Source organism: Caulobacter sp. AVps18, from assembly GCF_058681425.1.
Map to the genome: position 1 here is coordinate 1,317,737 of NZ_CM178737.1, position 16,667 is coordinate 1,334,403.

Consider the following 16,667-nt stretch of genomic DNA (forward strand, 5'->3'; position numbering starts at 1 on the left):
TGAGCGCAGGGGCCACCCGAATGATGCGTGAACCTCTGCTTTCGCCCGACCAGTGGACCGAGCGACTGTTCTCTGACGGCTGGGTCAAGTCCAGCGGCGGGGTGATCGCGGTCCAGGAGCCCGCGACGGAGACCGTGCTGACCCAGGTCGGCCGTGCCGACCGGTCCGATGTGGCGCGCGCCGCCGCCTCGGCCAAGGCCGCTCAGCCGGCCTGGGCGGCGCTCACGGCCGACGCGCGGCAGGCGATCCTGCTGCGCGCTGCCGACCTGCTGGTCGAACACGCCCCCGACCTCGCACCTTGGATCATGCGCGAGAGCGGTTCGGTGGGGGCCAAGGCCGCCGTCGAACTGGAGCACGCCGCCGGCTTCGTACGCCAGGCCGGCGCGATGGCGACTGAAGGCGCCGGTCTGGTCTTGCCCTCCTCCCCGGGCAAGACCAGCATCGCCCGGCGCGTCCCGCTCGGCGTGGTCGCGGTGATCTCGCCGTTCAACTTCCCGCTGGTCCTGTCGATCCGGGCGGTCGCGCCCGCCCTGGCGGCGGGCAACGCCGTAGTGCTCAAGCCCGATCCGCGCACGCCGGTCAGCGGCGGCTTCCTGATCGCCCGGGTGTTTGAGGCCGCCGGCCTGCCGGCCGGTCTGCTTCACGTCCTGCCCGGTGACGCCGAGGCCGGCGACGCGCTGTGCCGTGATCCCAACATCGCCATGATCGCCTTTACCGGCTCGACGGGTGCCGGCCGCAAGGTGGGCGAGGTCGCAGGGGCTCATCTGAAGAAGGTGGCGCTGGAACTGGGCGGCAAGAACCCGCTGATCATCCTCGACGACGCTGATCCGGATGTGGCCGCCTCGAACGCCGCTTGGGGGGCCTGGCTTCACCAGGGGCAAGTCTGCATGACCGCCGGCCGTCTGCTGGTCCAGCGCGGCATTCATGACGCGGTGGTCGAGCGCCTGGCCGCCAAGGCCGCGCATCTGCCGGTGGGCGATCCGATGCGCGGTGATGTGGCCCTGGGCCCGCTGATCAGCCGCGGACAGTTGGACCGTGTCCACGCCATCGTCTCCGACACGGTCGCGGCCGGTGCGACGCTGGTGGCCGGCGGGACCCATCAGGGCCTCTGCTATGCGCCGACCGTGCTGACGGGCGTCACGCCAGGCATGCGGGCCTTCGAAGAGGAAATCTTCGGTCCGGTGGCTGCGATCACCGTATTTGACGATCTGGACGAGGCCGTGCGTCTGGCCAATGATGGCCCCTACGGCCTCTCGGCCGGCATCATCACGGGCTCGGTGGGGCGTGGCATGGGTCTGGGTAGTGCGCTGGAGGTGGGTCACCTGCACATCAATGATCAGACCGTGGACGCCGGGCCGCATTCGCCGTTCGGCGGCATGAAGGCGTCCGGCAACGGCACCCGTATCAGCGGACCGGCCAATCTTGACGAGTTCACCACCTGGCGGTGGGAGACCGTCAAGGCCGTCGCCACGGCCTATCCCTTCTAGAGCAAAGGTCGTCATGATTGAATCATGCCGTTTGCTCTAGATTCTTGTTTTGACGCGTTATTTCGGCGGCGAACCGGTATCCAATTTGCCGAATAACGCTCTAGGAGTGCTTTCGCATGCAGATCACCGCAGCCGTAACCCGCAGCCCGACCGGTCCGTTCAGTCTGGAGTCCCTCGAGATCGAACCGCCGCGCGCCGGTGAGGTCCTGGTTCGGGTTGTGGCCACCGGTGTTTGTCACACGGACATGGTCATGCGTGACCAGCACCTGCCGACGCCCCAGCCCGTGGTTCTCGGCCACGAGGGGGCCGGTGTTGTTGAGCGCGTTGGGCCCGGCGTGACCAAGGTGGCTGTCGGTGATCACGTCGTCATGACCTTCAATTCGTGCGGCCTTTGTCCCTCCTGTTCGGATCACGCGCCGACCTATTGCCACGAGTTCTTCCCGCGCAATTTTATGGGCGTGCGGGAAGACGGATCGTCTGGTCTTTCCAAGGGCGATGAGGTCATCCACGCCAACATCTTTGGCCAGTCGTCGTTCGCGACCTACGCGCTTTGCCACGAGCGCAACGCGATCAAGGTCGACAAGGCTGCGCCGCTTGAGCGGCTGGGTCCCCTCGGCTGTGGGGTGATGACCGGTGCCGGAGCGGTGATGAATGCCCTGAAGGTTCCCGCCGGCCGCTCGCTGGTGGTTTTCGGGGCCGGTGCGGTGGGGCTTTCGGCGGTTCTGGCGGCCAAGGCGATTGGCGCCGGGCCGATCATTGCAGTCGACATCAATCCCGAGCGCCTGGCTCTGGCGCTCGAGCTCGGTGCCGACCATGCGCTGAACGGCACAGAGGGCGGGATCGTTGAGAAGATCCAGGCCATCACCGGCACGGGTGCTCACTTCTCGATCGACACGACGGCCAATCTGAAGGTGATGCGCCAGGCGGTCGACTGTCTTGGCCCGCGCGGGGCCTGCGGCCTGGTCGGTGCATCCAAGATGGGCGACGAGCTGCCGCTGGACGCCGTGTCGGTCATGAGCGGTGGCAAGGTCGTGCGTGGCGTTGTCGAGGGCGACGCCGATCCCGACACCTTCATTCCCGAACTGATCGCCCTGCATCTGGCCGGCCGCTTCCCGTTCGACCGCCTGATCCAGTTCTATCCGCTGGCGGACGTCAACCAGGCCGTGGCGGACGGCGAGGCCGGGCGGGTCATCAAGCCTGTGGTCCGGATGACCTGACCCTGTTCAACGACCCGTTGCGGTGAGAAATGCCAATGACTGACCAATGGATCTCCGTAGACGGCGTCCGGATTCGCTATGTCGATACCGGGGGGGAGGGGATCCCCGTCCTGCTCCTTTCCGGCATCGGCGGCTCACTGGAGTTCTGGTCCAATCAGCTTGACGCCCTGGGCAAGAGCCTGCGGCTCATTGCGTTGGACTATCCGGGTCATGGCCTGTCGGACGGGGATGGCCAGGCTCACGACCCTGACAGCTATGCGGCCTTTACCCTGGCTGTGCTGACGGCCCTGGGGCTTGAGCGTGTTGTGGCTGTCGGCAACTCCCTTGGGGGGGCGATCGCCCTTCGGCTGGCCGGACTCGCCCCGGACCGCATCGCCGGCATGGTGCTGGCTTCGCCGGCGATGATGGGCCCCGAGGTTTTTCTGCCGTTTCGCCTGATGAGCCTTCCCTTGCTCGGCGAGCTCATGACCAAGCCCGGCAAACTCTCGGTCGAGCAACAGATTGCGGCCCTGTTCCACGATCCTTCGGTGGTGAACGAGACCCTGCGGGGCGTTATCTGGCGCAATGTTCACAAGGATGGAGCGTCACAGTCGCTGCTGGCGACAATGCGCAAGACCCTCTGGATCGGAGGCGTTCGCAAGGCCTACTGGGCGCAGAGCCGCTCGCTCGTGGGCTCAGCGAACTGCCCGATCCTGTTCCTTCATGGGCGGCAGGACGTCGTCCTTCCCTTTCAGCAGTCCATTGATTGCGCGCGGCTCAATCCGCGCGCCGTGGTGAAAGTGATCGAAAACTGTGGCCATACGCCCCAGATCGAGGCCCATCAGCGGGTCAACCACGAGGTTCTGGCCTTTGTGCACGCCTTGGATGCGGATTCCCTGGCGCGCTACTAGCCAAGGGGCACCGCCTGACGGGAGACCTGAGCCGGGCCCTGGCGGCTCAGAGGTCCAGTACGAGACGTGGCGAGCTGGCGCGTGAACAGCAGGGCGTGAACTGGTCGTTTGCCGCCCGTTCGTCGTCCGTCTGGAAAGCGTCACGGTGGTCAGGCTCGCCCTCGATCACGCGGGTCAGGCACGTGCCGCAGACACCCTGCTCACAGGAGACAGGCACAAAGACGCCTGCCGCTTCCAGCGCCTGAGCCGCGGTCTGCTCGGCGGTGACTTTCACGATCTGGCCTGAGCTGGCGATCATCAGCTCGAACGGCTGGTCCTGGCCTTCGGAGGCGGGCGCAGCCGCGAAGTGCTCCTTACGGATCTCGTCCGACGACCAGCCCCGCGCCAGGGCACCATCAATCACATGGGTCATGAAACCGCCAGGACCGCAGACATAGAGACGGCGACCCGGCGCAGGGTCGGCAAGAACCCGGTCGAGATCCAGTCGGGTGGCCGGTTCTGCATCGAAGGACAGCCGAACCTGGTCGGCGAAGGGCGCGGTCGCAAGTTCGTCCAGGAACGCGGCGCGAGATCGCTCGCGGGCGCAGTAGTGAAAGACGAAGGGCTGGCCCAGCGCCCACAGCCGGCGGGCCATGGCCAGGATGGGGGTTACACCAACCCCGCCGGCAAACAGCAGGTGAGCCTGCGCCGTCTCGTCCAGGGCAAAGAGGTTGCGGGGCGGGCTGATGTCCAGCGTCGCGCCCTCGGTCAGGCTGTCATGAACATAGGCCGAACCACCACGCGATGCAGGTTCCCTCAGAACGGCGATCCTGTAGTGGCTGCGCACGGCGGGGTCGCTGCATAGCGAGTACTGCCTGATCAGTCCGTTCCCCAGATGCAGATCCACATGGGCCCCCGCCTCGAACGGCGGCAGGTCGCGGCCCTCCGGGCAAACCAGGTCGAGGCTGACGATGCCTTCGGCGACAAGGGCGCGGGACGCCACCCGAACCCTGATCATCCGGCGTGCATCGCCACAGGGGCGGCTTCGGCGGCGATCGCCTTGTCGATGGCCATGCGCGAGCGCACCCCGCCGGCGTCGATGTTGAGCTTCAGCAGCTTGCGGTCGGGATAGGCCAGCAGGTTCTTTTGCTGGCGCTCCAGCATGTCCAGGTCCTCGGAGAAGATCTTGCCCTGACCCTCGCGAATGGTGTCGGTCAGGGCGGCGTCCGAAACGGCAAAGCTGCGGGCCATGCCCCAGAAGTACCAGTGCGAGGTCTCGGTCTCGGGCGTGATGAAGTCGACCACCACACTGGAAACCTTCTTGTCGGCCGGGGCGTGATAGCCCCCGTGTCCGGCCAGAGCCACGCCCACCTCGATCATCACGTGGCTGGGGAGTGAAAAGCGACAGATCTGCCAGCGGTCGACCAAGGCGTCCTCGGGCAGACCCGCGCCGCGCAGGGCCATTTGCCAGAACGGCGGGGCATGGATCCCCTCCATGAAGCGGCTGGTCACCACCTCATCGCCTTCAAGGCGTGTGGTCACCGGTGCCTCGTCGATCTCCTTCTGGCCGATGCTCGTGGCATGGACATAGGTCTCGTGCGTCAGGTCCATCAGGTTGTCGACCATCAGGCGGTAGTCGCATTCAATATGAAAAAGGCCGCCGCCATAGGCCCAGTCGGGACTATCGGCCCAGAACAGCGGGTGCAGCTTCTCCGGCGCGGCCAGGGCCGGATCGCCGGGCCAGACCCAGATGAAGCCATGGCGTTCCAGCACCGGAAAGGCGCGGATCGCGGGGAAGGCGGCGACGCGCTGGCCGGGCATGGATGTGGCCCGTCCTTCGCAGCCCATGGTCAGGCCGTGATAGCCGCAGACCAGCTCACCGTCGCGGACGAAGCCCAGCGACAGGGGGGCACCACGATGGGGGCAGAAGTCCTCGAGGGCGACGACCTGTCCTGCCTTGCCCCGGTGGAAGACCATGGCCTGGCCACAGATGCGGCGACCCAGGGGTTTATCCGCGATCTCCTGGGGCGTGCAGGCCACGTACCAGGCATCACGCGGCCAGGGCGAGGGGGTTTCGGCGGGCATGTCGCTTCCTCACATCTTGTTTATTGGATCCAATATCAGGGTAAAACCGCCCCGACGTCAATCATTGGATCCAATAATTCAGGATCAACGGCCATATGGGCTTTCATTGGATCCCATTTCAGGGGTGGCGGGTTGTGAAGGCGGGGTGCAGAAGGCTAGGATCGCGCCATGGAGTCCACGCCAGTAAAGCCGGGCCAGCGCGTGATCGTGGCGCTGCGCAAGATGATCGCCTCGGGCGAGATCCGTGGCGGCGAGCGCATCGGTGAGATCTCGACCGCCGCAGCGCTCGGCGTCTCGCGCATGCCGGTCCGCACGGCGCTGAGGGCGCTAGAGCACGAGGGGCTAGTCGAGCGCCTGGGTGGACGCGGCTATGCGGCGCGGAGCATGTCCAGCGTCCGAATCCGGGACGCCATTGAGGTTCGTGGCGTGCTTGAGGGTTTCGCGGCGCGTCGTCTTGCCGAGCGCGGCATGACACCCGAGCTGCGCGAGCGACTTTCTGCACTGCTGGAGACGGGTGAGGCGCTGTTTTCGGCCGGGCGCCTGGTCGCCGAGGACCTGGATCGCTACGCCGACTATAATCTGGCTTTCCACGATGCCCTGGTGTCTGGAGCGGGCAACAGTGCGATTGAAGCCGCGCTGGCGCGCAACAATTTCGAACCCTTCGCGGGTGCAGGCGCCTTGGCCCTGGATCTGACGGATCTGGACGTCGAATACGAGCATCTGCTTTCTGCGCACCGGCAGCACCGGTCGGTTTTCGATGCGATTGAACGGGGCGATGTCGTGACCGCAGAGCGGATCATGCGGGACCACGCCCTGGAAGCGATCCGCAACGCCAAGGTCTTCGAGACAGCGACCGGCGCAAACCTGCCGGTGAACGTCACGTGGACTATTCGGGCAGACTGACCTTCAGGTGATTTCAAGGACCGGGCGATCGGTATACGGTTTGCCTGGCATACTAGTTGGAGCTTGATGGTCATGGAGGAGGTCGGCGCTCTTGGCGTTCTCGGCGAGCGGTTGGGGCTCAAGTTGCACTATGCCGATGTGCGCACCATGGCAGGCCTAAGGGTGCGGCTGGCCCCACTGGGCGTTACCCCGGCGCGCGCAACAGCGATGGTCTATATTGCTCTCAATGCGGGCTGTGATCAGATGTCACTGGGCCGATCGCTCGGGATCAATCGCGCCAGTACGGTCAAGGTCGTCAACGAACTGGAAGCGCTGGGTGTGATCGAGCGGCGTCCCGGCCGCGACCGGCGTGCCAACGCCCTCTATCTTACAGCCGCCGGCGTGACGCTGCGCGAACGCATAGAACTGGAAACGCTGGAGCATGACCGCCTGGCGTTCTCGGGACTGTCAGCAGCCGAAAAGGCCCAGCTCAGCCAATTGCTGGGCAAGATCTCGTCCGGCGATGTCGCTGCGTAGGCCGTAGCATTGAGCGGGAATTCAGATCAGTTCCTCTGCTTCAGTATCGGCGATCAGACCTGGTCTTCGAAGATCGCTACGGCGCGAGTCCAGCCGGCCGAGGCTCCGCGGATCTTGTGCGGAAAGCATGACACCGTGAAGCCATGGCCTGGCAGGGCTTCCAGATTGTGCATCTTTTCAAGGTGGCAGTAGCCGATATCTCGCCCGGCCTTGTGGCCTTCCCAGATCAGGGAGGTGTCGCCCGTCTCCTCGACCTTCCTGGCGGTGTAGCTGAAGGGCGCATCCCACGACCAGGCATCGGTTCCGGTGACGCGAACGCCACGCTCCAATAGATACATGGTGGCCTCATAGCCCATGCCGCAGCCGATATTGACGTAGTCCGGATTGCCAATCGCTCCGCCTGCTGCGGTGTTGATCAGCACAATGTCCAGCGGCTGGAGGTCATGTCCGATGCGCTTCAGCTCGGTTTCGACGTCGGCGGCCGTGACAACATAGCCATTCGCAAAACCTCTGAAGTCCAGTTTCACACCCGGTGCGAAGCACCACTCCAGCGGCACCTCGTCGATCGTTATTGCGCGCTCGCCGCCGTCCATGGTGGGGTGATAGTGCCAGGGGGCGTCCAGATGAGTGCCATTGTGTGTGGTCAGGGTCACCCATTCAGCTGCCGCGAAACCCTCGCCCCCCGGAAAGTCGCTGGCCGTGATGTCCTTGAAGAAGAAGGCCGCCTCGGCAACGGTTTCGGCATGGCTCTGATAGGTGATCTTGGGCCGCAGGAAGGGCGGATCGGTGATCACGTCATTTTCCAGATAGATGGACAGATCGACAAAACGGCGGGCCATGGCAGTCTTCCTTGGGATCGGGAGGCGAGGCGAACGGGCGTCAGGACGCCGTGCGGCCGCCGAGAGTTTCGGCAAACCAGTCGGCGATATAGTCACGGCCGAAGGCCATGTTGTCGGCTCCGACATGCTCCACGCCACCCTCCCGGTCGGTGAAGATCTTCAGCTCGCGCCGAAGACTGCCCGTCAGTTGGTCGTAGCTCTGATGGGCGTATTCCAGGCCGATCTGCCGGTCCTTCTCGCCATGGGTGACGAGGAAGGGAACCTTGATTTTCTCCATGACGCCGTTCAGCGTCATGGCCTGTGTCTTGGCATGGAAGTCGTCCATGTCGCGGGCTCCGAACACCCACATCACATGGCCCCAGTAATGGGGTACGGGGTTCTCGCCCTCGCGGCGAAGACGCTTTTGCTGGACCTCGGCCCAATTGTGATTGGCTCCCCAGACCGCGCCGCTGGCGAAGCGCGGCTCGAAGGCGACCGCGCGGGGCGCGTAGTGGCCGCCGAGCGAGATGCCGGTCATGCCAATGCGGTCCGGATCGACGTCGTCCTGGGTCAGCAACCAGTCCAGGGCCGGAGTCGCCCATTTTTCGGAATAGGGCGTGGCCGGCAGATTCTTCAGGCGCAGGGCCTCGCCCGTACCGGGCTGATCAACCAGCAGGGTTGAGATACCCCGCTTAGCCAGGGCCTGGTGCAGTCGCGACCAGTAGAGCAGCTCCTTGGAGCTATCCAGGCCGTTGCAATAGACCACGACCGGTTTGCGGCCAGGGCCCGGAGCCCTGCAATAGAGCGCCGGGTAGGCGCTGTCGCCGTAGGCGATCTCGACCCGCTCGACGGGCTGGTCGCCAAGCCGCATGGCCTTTCGAAAGGCTGATTGCGCCTTGGCGAACGTGGCCTCCCGGCCGGGGTGACCATGGCCCTGCATGCGTTCAGCTGACAACAGATAGAGCGCCGCGCGCTCAAGCTTGGTCGCTGCGGAGAAGCAGCGTCCGAGCGCCTCGTCCTCGTCGGCCAAGCCGATCAGCTTGTCGGCCATGCCGGCCCATTGCTCGGCAAACTGCAGTGTGCCGGCGTCTTCGCCATTCGCTGCAGCGTCGCGAATAGGTTTGCACATGTCCACGATCTCGCCGATCTGAGCGCCGCTCTCGATGGCGATTGAAACCGACAGGTTCCAGACATAGTTCGGGAAGTATTCGAACAGGGCCATGCGTTCAGACTCCGACCGGGTTGAACAGACCGCTGTCGGCCTCGGGATGAGGCATGGTCTGGGGGCCTCCGACGCCGATGCCCCATTGATCCATGGTCTGCGCGGTTGGCTTGTGGACCTGGGCCACCCAGGTGTCCTCATCGACCTTTTCCAGCTCGGAGGTGTATTCGACTGCAAAGCCACCCGGCGTGACAAAGTAGCTGAAGGTATTATTGCCGGCCGTGTGTCGGCCGGGACCCCAGCGGATATCAATCTCGTTCTGCTTCAGCCGATGGATGCCGCGCATCATGTCGTCCACGCCCAGCATGTCAAAGGCGACGTGGTTCAGGCAGGGCGGGCCAGGGAGGAAGGCCAGGCGGTGATGCCATGCGTTGCAGCGCAGGAAGCACATGAAGTCGCCCAGCCAGTCGCTGACCCGGAACCCCAGGACGTCAGTAAAGAAGGCCACGGCGGCCCGATGGTCCGGCGAGTGAAGGACGATGTGGCTGATCTTCAGGGGAATACCCTCCCATCGCGCCAGCTCACGCGACGGCCCGCGGGCGACGTCGCTGGAGATCTCGAACGGCAGGCCATCGGGGCTGAAGAAGCGGAAGCCATAGCCGCCGCCAAGGCTGTCCAGTTCGCGCGGAGCGAAGATCACCTTGCAGCCGTGCGCTGCGACACGAGCGTGCAGGTCGTCGACATCGCTGCGGCTGTCGGTCGCCAGGGCTATGATGTCGATGCGCTTCTCGTCAGTCTGGCGCAGGCGAACGACATAGAGTTCGTCATGTCCAGCGGCGGCGAAATAGGCCATGCCGTCGCCTTCGGCGATCTCCTGAAGGCCCCAGGTATTGCCATAGAAGGCGCGTTCCGCCGCGAAATCGGTTACGCCGTAGCCGACATATCGGATGTCAGTCACTCTTGCCATCTGTGTCTTCCTTGAGATCTACGCTGGTTCAAATGGGTTCGGCGACGACGTTGAACATGTCGCGGGCGGCCGCGGCCTGCTCGACCGGCGGACCCTTGCCGAGTTGGCTGTCGCAGAGCGCTTTCGATTTTTCGACGATGTATCGGCAGCGTTCAAAGCGCCGCGCGCGATAGGCCCTGAACGCCGTTTCCGGGGCGGTTGATCGCGCCAGTTCCTCGGCCAGGACGATGGCATCTTCGATCGCCATGCCGGCCCCCTGGCCCAGATGAGGCGTAGTGGCGTGGATGGCGTCTCCCAGCAGGACAATCCGCCCCTTGTGCCAATCGCCGGTCAGGAAAACCCATTCCAGCGGTTTGTAGACGACCTCGTCATTGGCCGTGATCTGGTCGCGCAAGGCGGCGATGGCGGGCGAGGGTATGGCGGCCAGCTTGGCGCGCATGGCCTGCGCCAGGGTGTCTCGCTCGTAGCGCGGGTTTCCCGGCTCCGGTGTCGTCACGTACATATACATGAGCGTTTCAGACAGCGGGACGAGGCCGACACCGGTGGCACCTTCATAGGCGCAAAGCCCTGTCACCTCAGAGGTGCGATCAAAGTTGTAGCGCCACACTGCCTGGCCGGTGAAGGCTGGCTGCGGTGCGTCCGGGAAGATCTGGCGGCGGGTCGTCGAATAGAGGCCATCGGCGCCGATGACGATGTCGTATCGGCCCGACGTCCCGTCGCTGAACTGCACATCGACGCCGCTCCCGTCGTCTTCGAGACTCTCGGCGGTCACGCCCAGTCTGATTGCCGCGCCTGACTTGATGGCCCTGTCGCCCAGCACCTTGTGCAGGGCGCGGCGGCCGATCCCGACATTGGAGGCATAGCCCTCAACGAGTTTCGGCGTGGGGATGGTCGCAACCTTCTGGCCCGTCGGAATGAAGACCTCGACATGGTCAAAGCCGAACCCCGCTTCGATATAGTCATCGATCAAGCCGAGTTGGGTCATGGCGCGCACCACGTTGCCCTGCTGGATGATGCCGACGCCGTAGACCGACCAGCTGGGATCGCGCTCGATCACTTCGGTCTTGAGGCCCTTCTGCGCCAGGGCGATTGCGGTCGTGAGGCCGCCGATTCCGCCGCCGATGATCAGGATTTTCGGATAGGTCAATACGCTCTCCTTGGCGTTTGCGACACGCTCTGCGCACGGGGGCCATTTTCACGGCGCAACCGCGAGACCGGTAGTTCCCGGGCCAAGACGACGAAGCTTGCGTCAGCGTTCAGGCAAGGTTTGAAGCCGGCCACGGCCTGGAGCAGAGGGCCGTTCAGAAAACTCACGGCCAGGGTCCTTGTCGCGAACCACAAGGACCAGATGCCGTCGACAAAGGCCGGGGGTGTTGCGGGGGCTGCCAGCGGCACGTTCGCAGCCTGTGCCATGCATAGCCTCGCGACGGCCTCGCGCGCCGTGGACCAGCCGCGCTCGAAAGCCGGCAGATCGCCAGTGGCCTTCAGGTAGACGAAGATCTTCCAGGCGGTGTCTCCGACCACAAGGCCCTCACGATGTTCCGTGACGACGAGCGGCATGACTGAAGCCTGATCAACGAAGCGGGATTCGTCGGGCCTCAGGACGGTCTGGTAGTAGGGTGTCCGAGTTGCGGCCCGCAGATGGTCGAGGTCGTCGAAGGCGAGTTCGGTCACCAGATCACGGTCCCAGGCCCAGTTCGCCAGCGCATCAGGCAGGGCCAGGGCGTCGTCGACATGGTTCTGGACATAGAGCGTCGGCATTGCGCCAGCATCGTCTGGTGCGTCGTAGACGAGCGGACCGTGGACGGATTTCAGATGATCCAGGGCTTGCCAGCGTGGTCGGGCCGGCGCAGTGCGCGCCGAGATCATCAGCTTGATCATGGGCGTGCGCCATCGGCGGACGAGTGAGCGCCCCTTGCACGGGCCTTGGCCGCCTCATCATGTTTCACGGCGAGAGCGGCCACCAAGGCACCGCCGAGGGCGAGCCCGCCGGCCAGCATGACCGCCCATGACACCCCGCCCAGTCCCTTGGCGGCGATTGTAATCAGCAGGGGGCTGATGAACTGGCCAATGAAGATCGACGCTGTCCACAGTCCGATACCGCGACCTCGCCACGCCGCCGGGAGACTGCCCATGGCCCAGGCCAGAAGGGTTGGCAGGATGATGCCGCAGCCCAGCTGATTGATCAGAACGCCAACCATGGTCAGCTTGAAGTCGCGGCTGACGCCCATGATCAAGAGGCCAATGCCGGCCAGCAGAAACGCACCGCCCAGCATCGTGCGCGCGTCGACCCCGGACAGCCGCCGGAAGATCAGCGACCCGAGTGGAACCACGAGAGCGCCAAATGCGGCTGATCCGCCGATCAGGGCCGGATTTGTCATGCCCAGCTCGCCGAGCACCAGGCTCAGCTGTACAGGCACGATGTAGAAGATCATCCCACCCAGGAGGGAGGCACCGTAGATCAGCGCCATCTTTTGCGTTGGAAATGCCGGTTTGGGTGCAAGGGCGCTGCTCGTGTCATGCGAGTCGCGCGGTGTTTCCCAGGTCAGCAGCAGAGTAGCGATCGCCAGGGCCCATGCCGTCAGATAGACGGCGAAGGGTGCGCGCCAGTCGATGGTGCCGAGCAAGCCGCCGACCAGCAGCAGGACCACCGCCGAAATCGATGAAACGCCCACCTGCCAGGCCAGCCAGGTCTCGCGCTTGGGGCTTTTGAAATAGTCGCCGATGAGGGTGGTTGAGGCCGTCATGATCACCGCCTCGGCCAGCCCCACGCCGATCCGGCTAGCCAGAATGGCCCACAGGCTGTCCAGAAACAGGGGTGCTGCACCAAGCGGCGCATAGATCGCCATGGCGGCGATCAGTAGCCGTCGCCGACCCAGTCGGTCCGTGAGCCAGCCGGCAAAGGGCGAGAACAGCGCAATACAGACTGCCGGCGCCGTCAGGATGATCGGGCCCAGGAAGGTGATCCCCGGAACGTCGGCGAAGTGCTGCATCAGTTGGGGTAGAATGGGCGAGATCACCAGCACGCCCATCACCGCCAGTGTGGCGGCAAGGATCAGGACCACGCCCTGCGCGCTGCCGGCGTCACGCGGCAAGTCGCGCGTAGCAAGTTGCTCCCCAAGCTGCATTCGAGCCTCCCGCTGTCCCCCTTTGGCGAGAGATCAGGACGGTAGAACTACGATCGCAGGTCGATTGTGGACAAATCGATTGATTGGATAAAACCTATCGCCATTTCCGATAGGTCCTCAGATCTCCTTGGCGCAGGCATGGATGGTGTCGATCAGCCATCGCAGCCCGCCGTCGGTTTGGCGGGCGCGGTGGTACTGGATCACTTCGGTCAGGATCGGCAAATCGAAGGGCGGATCGAATAGCTGTATGGGCATGATTTCGACGCTCATCCTCGCCAGTCGGCCATGGACGAGCGCAATGCGCTGGGTGCCGACCAGCAGCCGGGGCACATGCATGAAAGCCGGAACGATCATCTCGATCCGGCGGTCGGGGACGCGTGAATCCAGCCAGGTCTCGGCCAAGGAGCTGGCGCGTACCCGCGCAAACCGGGCCACCACATGGCCAAGCGTTCTGAACCGCTCCAGGTCCAGACGGCCATCGGCCAGCAGGGTATTGCCCGTCCAGGCCGCGATCAGGTGGTCTTCGTCATAGAGCTTTTCGCTGGGATGGTTCTGGGCGCGATAGGTCTCCGGGGTGATGAGAATATCGATATCGCCGGCATCCAGTGACGACGCCGGATCATTGCCGGGTGCCGTCACGTCGATGATCATCCCGGGCGCATTCAGGGCCAGTTTCGGGGTCAGCTTACTGATCACCACCTCGGTGATGTAGTCCGAGCAGCCGATCCTGAAGAGCCGTTTGGTTGTCAGTGGGTCGAACGCCTGACCGGGGCTCACCGTGGCGTCGATCTGTAGCATCAGGGCGCGGAGGGGTTCGATCAGGTCCTGGGCGAACGGCGATGGAACCATCTTTCTCCCGACCGGGATCAGCAGTTCGTCGCAAAAGTGCTCGCGCAGGCGGGCGAGCGCCCCGCTCGTCGCCGACTGGCTGAGGAACAGTCTCTTGCCCGCCGCCGAAACACTGCCCTCTTCCAGCAGCACGTCGAGTGCCACCAGGAGGTTCAGGTCCAGACCTTTGAAGCGCATGGAGTGGTTTCCTCGTATCGGAATCGCCGATGCATTTAATCCAATAAAGCGATTTTACAGCTTGGAATATTCATGGTCCGTCTGCTGTCAGCCGGCTGACCAACAAGCCGGGCAGCATTTGAGAGCGCCTCGCTGGAGCGCCGCAAGCCACCCCCCAAATGGGAAGGTTTGTCGTGCGCTGGTCTAGGGCGACGGGAGGAAACCAAGATGAATCGCCTACTTATGGTGTCTACGGCGATGTTTGCCGTTTCGATGGCGACACACGCCCATGCGCTTGAGCAGGAGCAAAAGCCCGTCGAGTCCGCATCCGTCAGCCTTGAAGAGGTCATTGTCACAGCGCAGCGGCGAAGCGAGAATCTGCAGAAGGCCGCCGTGGCAGTTTCGGCCGTGACCGGTCAGGCGCTGGTCGCCGCCGGCGTCAGCGATACGGCAGGGCTGACCCGCATGGTTCCGGCGCTTGTCGTCCAGCCGGCAGGCGGAAACACGACATTCTACCTACGCGGCGTTGGTACTCTGAGTGGCAATGCCTACGGCGAAAACGCCATCGCCTACAATGTCGGCGGTGTCTACTACGGGCGGCCGTCCGCACCGAATGGCAGTTTCTATGACCTGGACCGGGTGGAGGTCGTCAAGGGCCCTCAAGGAACGCTCTATGGTCGCAACGCCACGGGCGGCTCCATCAACGTTCTTCCCAACCGGCCCAAGCTCGGGACGCTGGCAGCCGAGCTAACCGGAGAAATCGGCGACTACTCGCACCGCAAACTGGGCGGCATGGTCAATGTGCCGGTGGGGGAAGACGTGGCGCTGCGCCTCGCTGCCCAGACGGTCGCGCACGATGGCTATATGTCGGACGGCTATGACGATGAGGATAGCACCTCGGCGCGGGCTTCGGTGTTGTGGGTGCCCAATGACGCTTGGTCAGCCCTCATCACGGGCGACTACTTCAAGCAGGGCGGCAAGGGGCCCGGCAGCGTCACTGTCCCCAGTTCCTTCTATTCGCGCGGTCCGGCTGTGGCCGATCGAATCGGCGGCTCGGATTCTCGCAGCATCGCGGCGCTGGCGACCCAGTTTGGACCCCTGGTCAATTCCGGACTTGTCGCGCCTCCCAAGAGCTCCGGCTTCTTCAATAGCGAATTCTGGGGAGTCTCGGCCGTTATCGAGGGCGATCTGGGCTTTGGCACGCTGACCCTCACACCTGCCTATCGCAACAGTAAACCCGACCTGCGCTTCTATGTGACCGGCTTCGAAGGCAATATCGTCGAAGACGTCGATCAGGCTTCACTGGAGGCGCGTCTATCCTCAAAGGGGGACGGACCGCTACAGTATGTGGTCGGCGCCTTCCTGTTCGACGAGAAGCAGCAGGCCGTTAACAGCTTCGTGCAGGGTCTGCTTTCCACCACCTATTTCGCTCCCCGTCTCGAAACCCAAAGCCGGGCAGTGTTCGGTCAGGGCACCTACGCCCTGAATGACAGGTTCCGGCTTGTCGCGGGTGTGCGCTATACCAAGGAGGATAAAAGTCAGAGGACCCAGTTCCGACAGTATAGTGGTCCGGTCGCCAATGGCCCGATCATTCCGATCGCGGGGGATTTAAGTTTCGACAGCATAACCTACAAGACTGGCGTTGAATTCGATGTCCGTCCGGCCTCACTGCTCTATGCAAATGTCGCAACGGGTTTCAAAGCTGGCGGCTTCTTCCCCTCGGTGCGGGATAACACCTTTGATCCCGAAAAACTGACCGCGTACACAATTGGCTCCAAAAACCGGTTCCTGGATAACCGCCTCCAGCTGAACGCTGAAGTCTTCTACTGGAAGTACAAGGATCAGCAGATCAGCTACCTTGGCCCGATCCAAGCCAGTAGTGCGAGCCTCTATACCCAGGCCAACATTACCACCAATGTCGGCAATGCCACCATAAAGGGCGCTGAGGTAGAGGGCCGGTTCCAGGTCGTCGAGGGCGGCGCGATCAACGCCAATATCCAGTATCTCGACGCCACCTACGACTCCTTCGTCTACAATGCCTTTTCGCCGAACGGTGCGCCTCCTCGGGTGGCGTGCCCCGCGACCCGCAATTCGACCCTGCCAGTGTCGGCGCCTGCCGCCATTTACCAGGTCGACTGCTCGGGTCGACCTGCGGTGAATGCGCCCAAATGGTCGATGAATCTGGGCTATGATCAGACGTTCGACCTGCCGCACGATCTCGAACTCACGGCCGGTTTCCGCACCAGGCTCGAGTCCAGCCGCTACCTGTCGATCGAGTATCTCGCTGAGGAGCTGCAATCCTCCTACACGATGTCGGATGCTTACCTGACCCTGGCCACTTCAACCGGTCACCTCAGCGCGACGGCCTTCGTCAACAACATTGGTGACGAGACGGTCTATTCGACCAGCTCGCCAAGGCCAATTCTGGGTGTCGTCTACAACGGCCTGCGCCCGCCGCGGACCATCGGGCTGCGCCTGACGGCCCGTTACTGAGTTGCTCAACCTCCGCC

15 protein-coding genes are annotated in these 16,667 nt (G+C 63.9%); 6 read left to right on the forward strand and 9 right to left on the reverse strand.

The features are described from left to right. The first annotated feature begins 23 nt into the window (after positions 1-23). From ACW179_RS06295 to ACW179_RS06305, 3 genes are all read left to right on the forward strand, one after another. Positions 24-1,487, forward strand: coding sequence for a benzaldehyde dehydrogenase (locus ACW179_RS06295; protein ID WP_492064262.1), 1,464 nt, complete (start codon positions 24-26; stop codon positions 1,485-1,487). A 116-nt stretch (positions 1,488-1,603) separates the two neighbouring features. After that, positions 1,604-2,704, forward strand: a complete 1,101-nt coding sequence (locus tag ACW179_RS06300; RefSeq protein ID WP_492063444.1) for an NAD(P)-dependent alcohol dehydrogenase — start codon at positions 1,604-1,606, stop codon at positions 2,702-2,704. 29 nt (positions 2,705-2,733) lie between these two features. Further along, entirely contained in the window at positions 2,734-3,594 is an 861-nt protein-coding gene (locus ACW179_RS06305; protein WP_492063445.1) for an alpha/beta fold hydrolase, read from the forward strand. Between the two features lie 46 nt (positions 3,595-3,640). Here ACW179_RS06305 and ACW179_RS06310 read toward each other — a convergent pair whose 3' ends face one another. Then, positions 3,641-4,591 carry a PDR/VanB family oxidoreductase gene (locus ACW179_RS06310; RefSeq protein ID WP_492063446.1) on the reverse strand — a complete coding sequence of 317 codons (951 nt, stop codon included), beginning with the start codon at positions 4,589-4,591 and terminating at the stop codon, positions 3,641-3,643. Continuing rightward, positions 4,588-5,658: a Rieske 2Fe-2S domain-containing protein gene (locus ACW179_RS06315; protein WP_492063447.1), complete on the reverse strand. Its 1,071-nt coding sequence runs from the start codon at positions 5,656-5,658 to the stop codon at positions 4,588-4,590. The genes ACW179_RS06310 and ACW179_RS06315 overlap by 4 nt, the downstream gene beginning before the upstream one ends. Positions 5,659-5,826: 168 nt before the next feature. Here ACW179_RS06315 and ACW179_RS06320 point away from each other — a divergent pair, with 168 nt between their 5' ends. Beyond that, positions 5,827-6,561: a GntR family transcriptional regulator gene (locus ACW179_RS06320; RefSeq protein WP_492063448.1), complete on the forward strand. Its 735-nt coding sequence runs from the start codon at positions 5,827-5,829 to the stop codon at positions 6,559-6,561. A gap of 66 nt (positions 6,562-6,627) precedes the next feature. Next, a complete protein-coding gene (locus ACW179_RS06325) occupies positions 6,628-7,077 on the forward strand; it encodes a MarR family winged helix-turn-helix transcriptional regulator (RefSeq protein WP_492063449.1) in 450 nt (149 codons plus the stop codon). A gap of 53 nt (positions 7,078-7,130) precedes the next feature. On the opposite strand, the gene ACW179_RS06330 is transcribed toward ACW179_RS06325, so the two are convergent. The 7 genes from ACW179_RS06330 to ACW179_RS06360 form a co-directional block, all read right to left on the reverse strand. Next, positions 7,131-7,916 (reverse strand): cyclase family protein, encoded by a 786-nt coding sequence (locus ACW179_RS06330; RefSeq protein WP_492063450.1) that lies wholly within the window; start codon positions 7,914-7,916, stop codon positions 7,131-7,133. Between the two features lie 40 nt (positions 7,917-7,956). Beyond that, positions 7,957-9,117 (reverse strand): alpha/beta hydrolase family protein, encoded by a 1,161-nt coding sequence (locus ACW179_RS06335; protein WP_492063451.1) that lies wholly within the window; start codon positions 9,115-9,117, stop codon positions 7,957-7,959. Between the two features lie 4 nt (positions 9,118-9,121). Continuing rightward, positions 9,122-10,024, reverse strand: a complete 903-nt coding sequence (locus ACW179_RS06340; protein ID WP_492063452.1) for a VOC family protein — start codon at positions 10,022-10,024, stop codon at positions 9,122-9,124. 28 nt (positions 10,025-10,052) lie between these two features. Further along, positions 10,053-11,171 (reverse strand): FAD-dependent oxidoreductase, encoded by a 1,119-nt coding sequence (locus ACW179_RS06345; protein WP_492063453.1) that lies wholly within the window; start codon positions 11,169-11,171, stop codon positions 10,053-10,055. Then, the gene (locus ACW179_RS06350; protein ID WP_492063454.1) at positions 11,168-11,905 is read right to left on the reverse strand and encodes an EthD domain-containing protein; all 738 of its coding nucleotides are present in this window, start codon (positions 11,903-11,905) and stop codon (positions 11,168-11,170) included. The genes ACW179_RS06345 and ACW179_RS06350 overlap by 4 nt, the downstream gene beginning before the upstream one ends. Then, entirely contained in the window at positions 11,902-13,152 is a 1,251-nt protein-coding gene (locus ACW179_RS06355; RefSeq protein ID WP_492063455.1) for an MFS transporter, read from the reverse strand. Before ACW179_RS06355 ends, ACW179_RS06350 begins: the two co-directional genes overlap by 4 nt. A 117-nt stretch (positions 13,153-13,269) precedes the next feature. Beyond that, the gene (locus ACW179_RS06360) at positions 13,270-14,178 is read right to left on the reverse strand and encodes a LysR family transcriptional regulator (RefSeq protein ID WP_492063456.1); all 909 of its coding nucleotides are present in this window, start codon (positions 14,176-14,178) and stop codon (positions 13,270-13,272) included. Positions 14,179-14,385: 207 nt separating this feature from the next. Here ACW179_RS06360 and ACW179_RS06365 point away from each other — a divergent pair, with 207 nt between their 5' ends. Continuing rightward, on the forward strand, positions 14,386-16,650 hold the full coding sequence (locus ACW179_RS06365) for a TonB-dependent receptor (protein ID WP_492063457.1): 2,265 nt from the start codon (positions 14,386-14,388) through the stop codon (positions 16,648-16,650). The last annotated feature ends 17 nt before the right edge of the window (positions 16,651-16,667 follow it).

Excerpts from the sequence above, each read along its gene's own strand:
- ACW179_RS06295 (WP_492064262.1), top strand. The coding sequence starts at position 24 with ATGCGTGAACCTCTGCTTTCGCCCGACCAGTGGACCGAGCGACTGTTC.
- ACW179_RS06300 (WP_492063444.1), top strand. The coding sequence starts at position 1,604 with ATGCAGATCACCGCAGCCGTAACCCGCAGCCCGACCGGTCCGTTCAGT.
- ACW179_RS06305 (WP_492063445.1), top strand. The coding sequence starts at position 2,734 with ATGCCAATGACTGACCAATGGATCTCCGTAGACGGCGTCCGGATTCGC.
- ACW179_RS06310 (WP_492063446.1), bottom strand. The coding sequence starts at position 4,591 with ATGATCAGGGTTCGGGTGGCGTCCCGCGCCCTTGTCGCCGAAGGCATC.
- ACW179_RS06315 (WP_492063447.1), bottom strand. The coding sequence starts at position 5,658 with ATGCCCGCCGAAACCCCCTCGCCCTGGCCGCGTGATGCCTGGTACGTG.
- ACW179_RS06320 (WP_492063448.1), top strand. The coding sequence starts at position 5,827 with ATGGAGTCCACGCCAGTAAAGCCGGGCCAGCGCGTGATCGTGGCGCTG.
- ACW179_RS06325 (WP_492063449.1), top strand. The coding sequence starts at position 6,628 with ATGGTCATGGAGGAGGTCGGCGCTCTTGGCGTTCTCGGCGAGCGGTTG.
- ACW179_RS06330 (WP_492063450.1), bottom strand. The coding sequence starts at position 7,916 with ATGGCCCGCCGTTTTGTCGATCTGTCCATCTATCTGGAAAATGACGTG.
- ACW179_RS06335 (WP_492063451.1), bottom strand. The coding sequence starts at position 9,117 with ATGGCCCTGTTCGAATACTTCCCGAACTATGTCTGGAACCTGTCGGTT.
- ACW179_RS06340 (WP_492063452.1), bottom strand. The coding sequence starts at position 10,024 with ATGGCAAGAGTGACTGACATCCGATATGTCGGCTACGGCGTAACCGAT.
- ACW179_RS06350 (WP_492063454.1), bottom strand. The coding sequence starts at position 11,905 with ATGATCAAGCTGATGATCTCGGCGCGCACTGCGCCGGCCCGACCACGC.
- ACW179_RS06355 (WP_492063455.1), bottom strand. The coding sequence starts at position 13,152 with ATGCAGCTTGGGGAGCAACTTGCTACGCGCGACTTGCCGCGTGACGCC.
- ACW179_RS06360 (WP_492063456.1), bottom strand. The coding sequence starts at position 14,178 with ATGCGCTTCAAAGGTCTGGACCTGAACCTCCTGGTGGCACTCGACGTG.
- ACW179_RS06365 (WP_492063457.1), top strand. The coding sequence starts at position 14,386 with ATGAATCGCCTACTTATGGTGTCTACGGCGATGTTTGCCGTTTCGATG.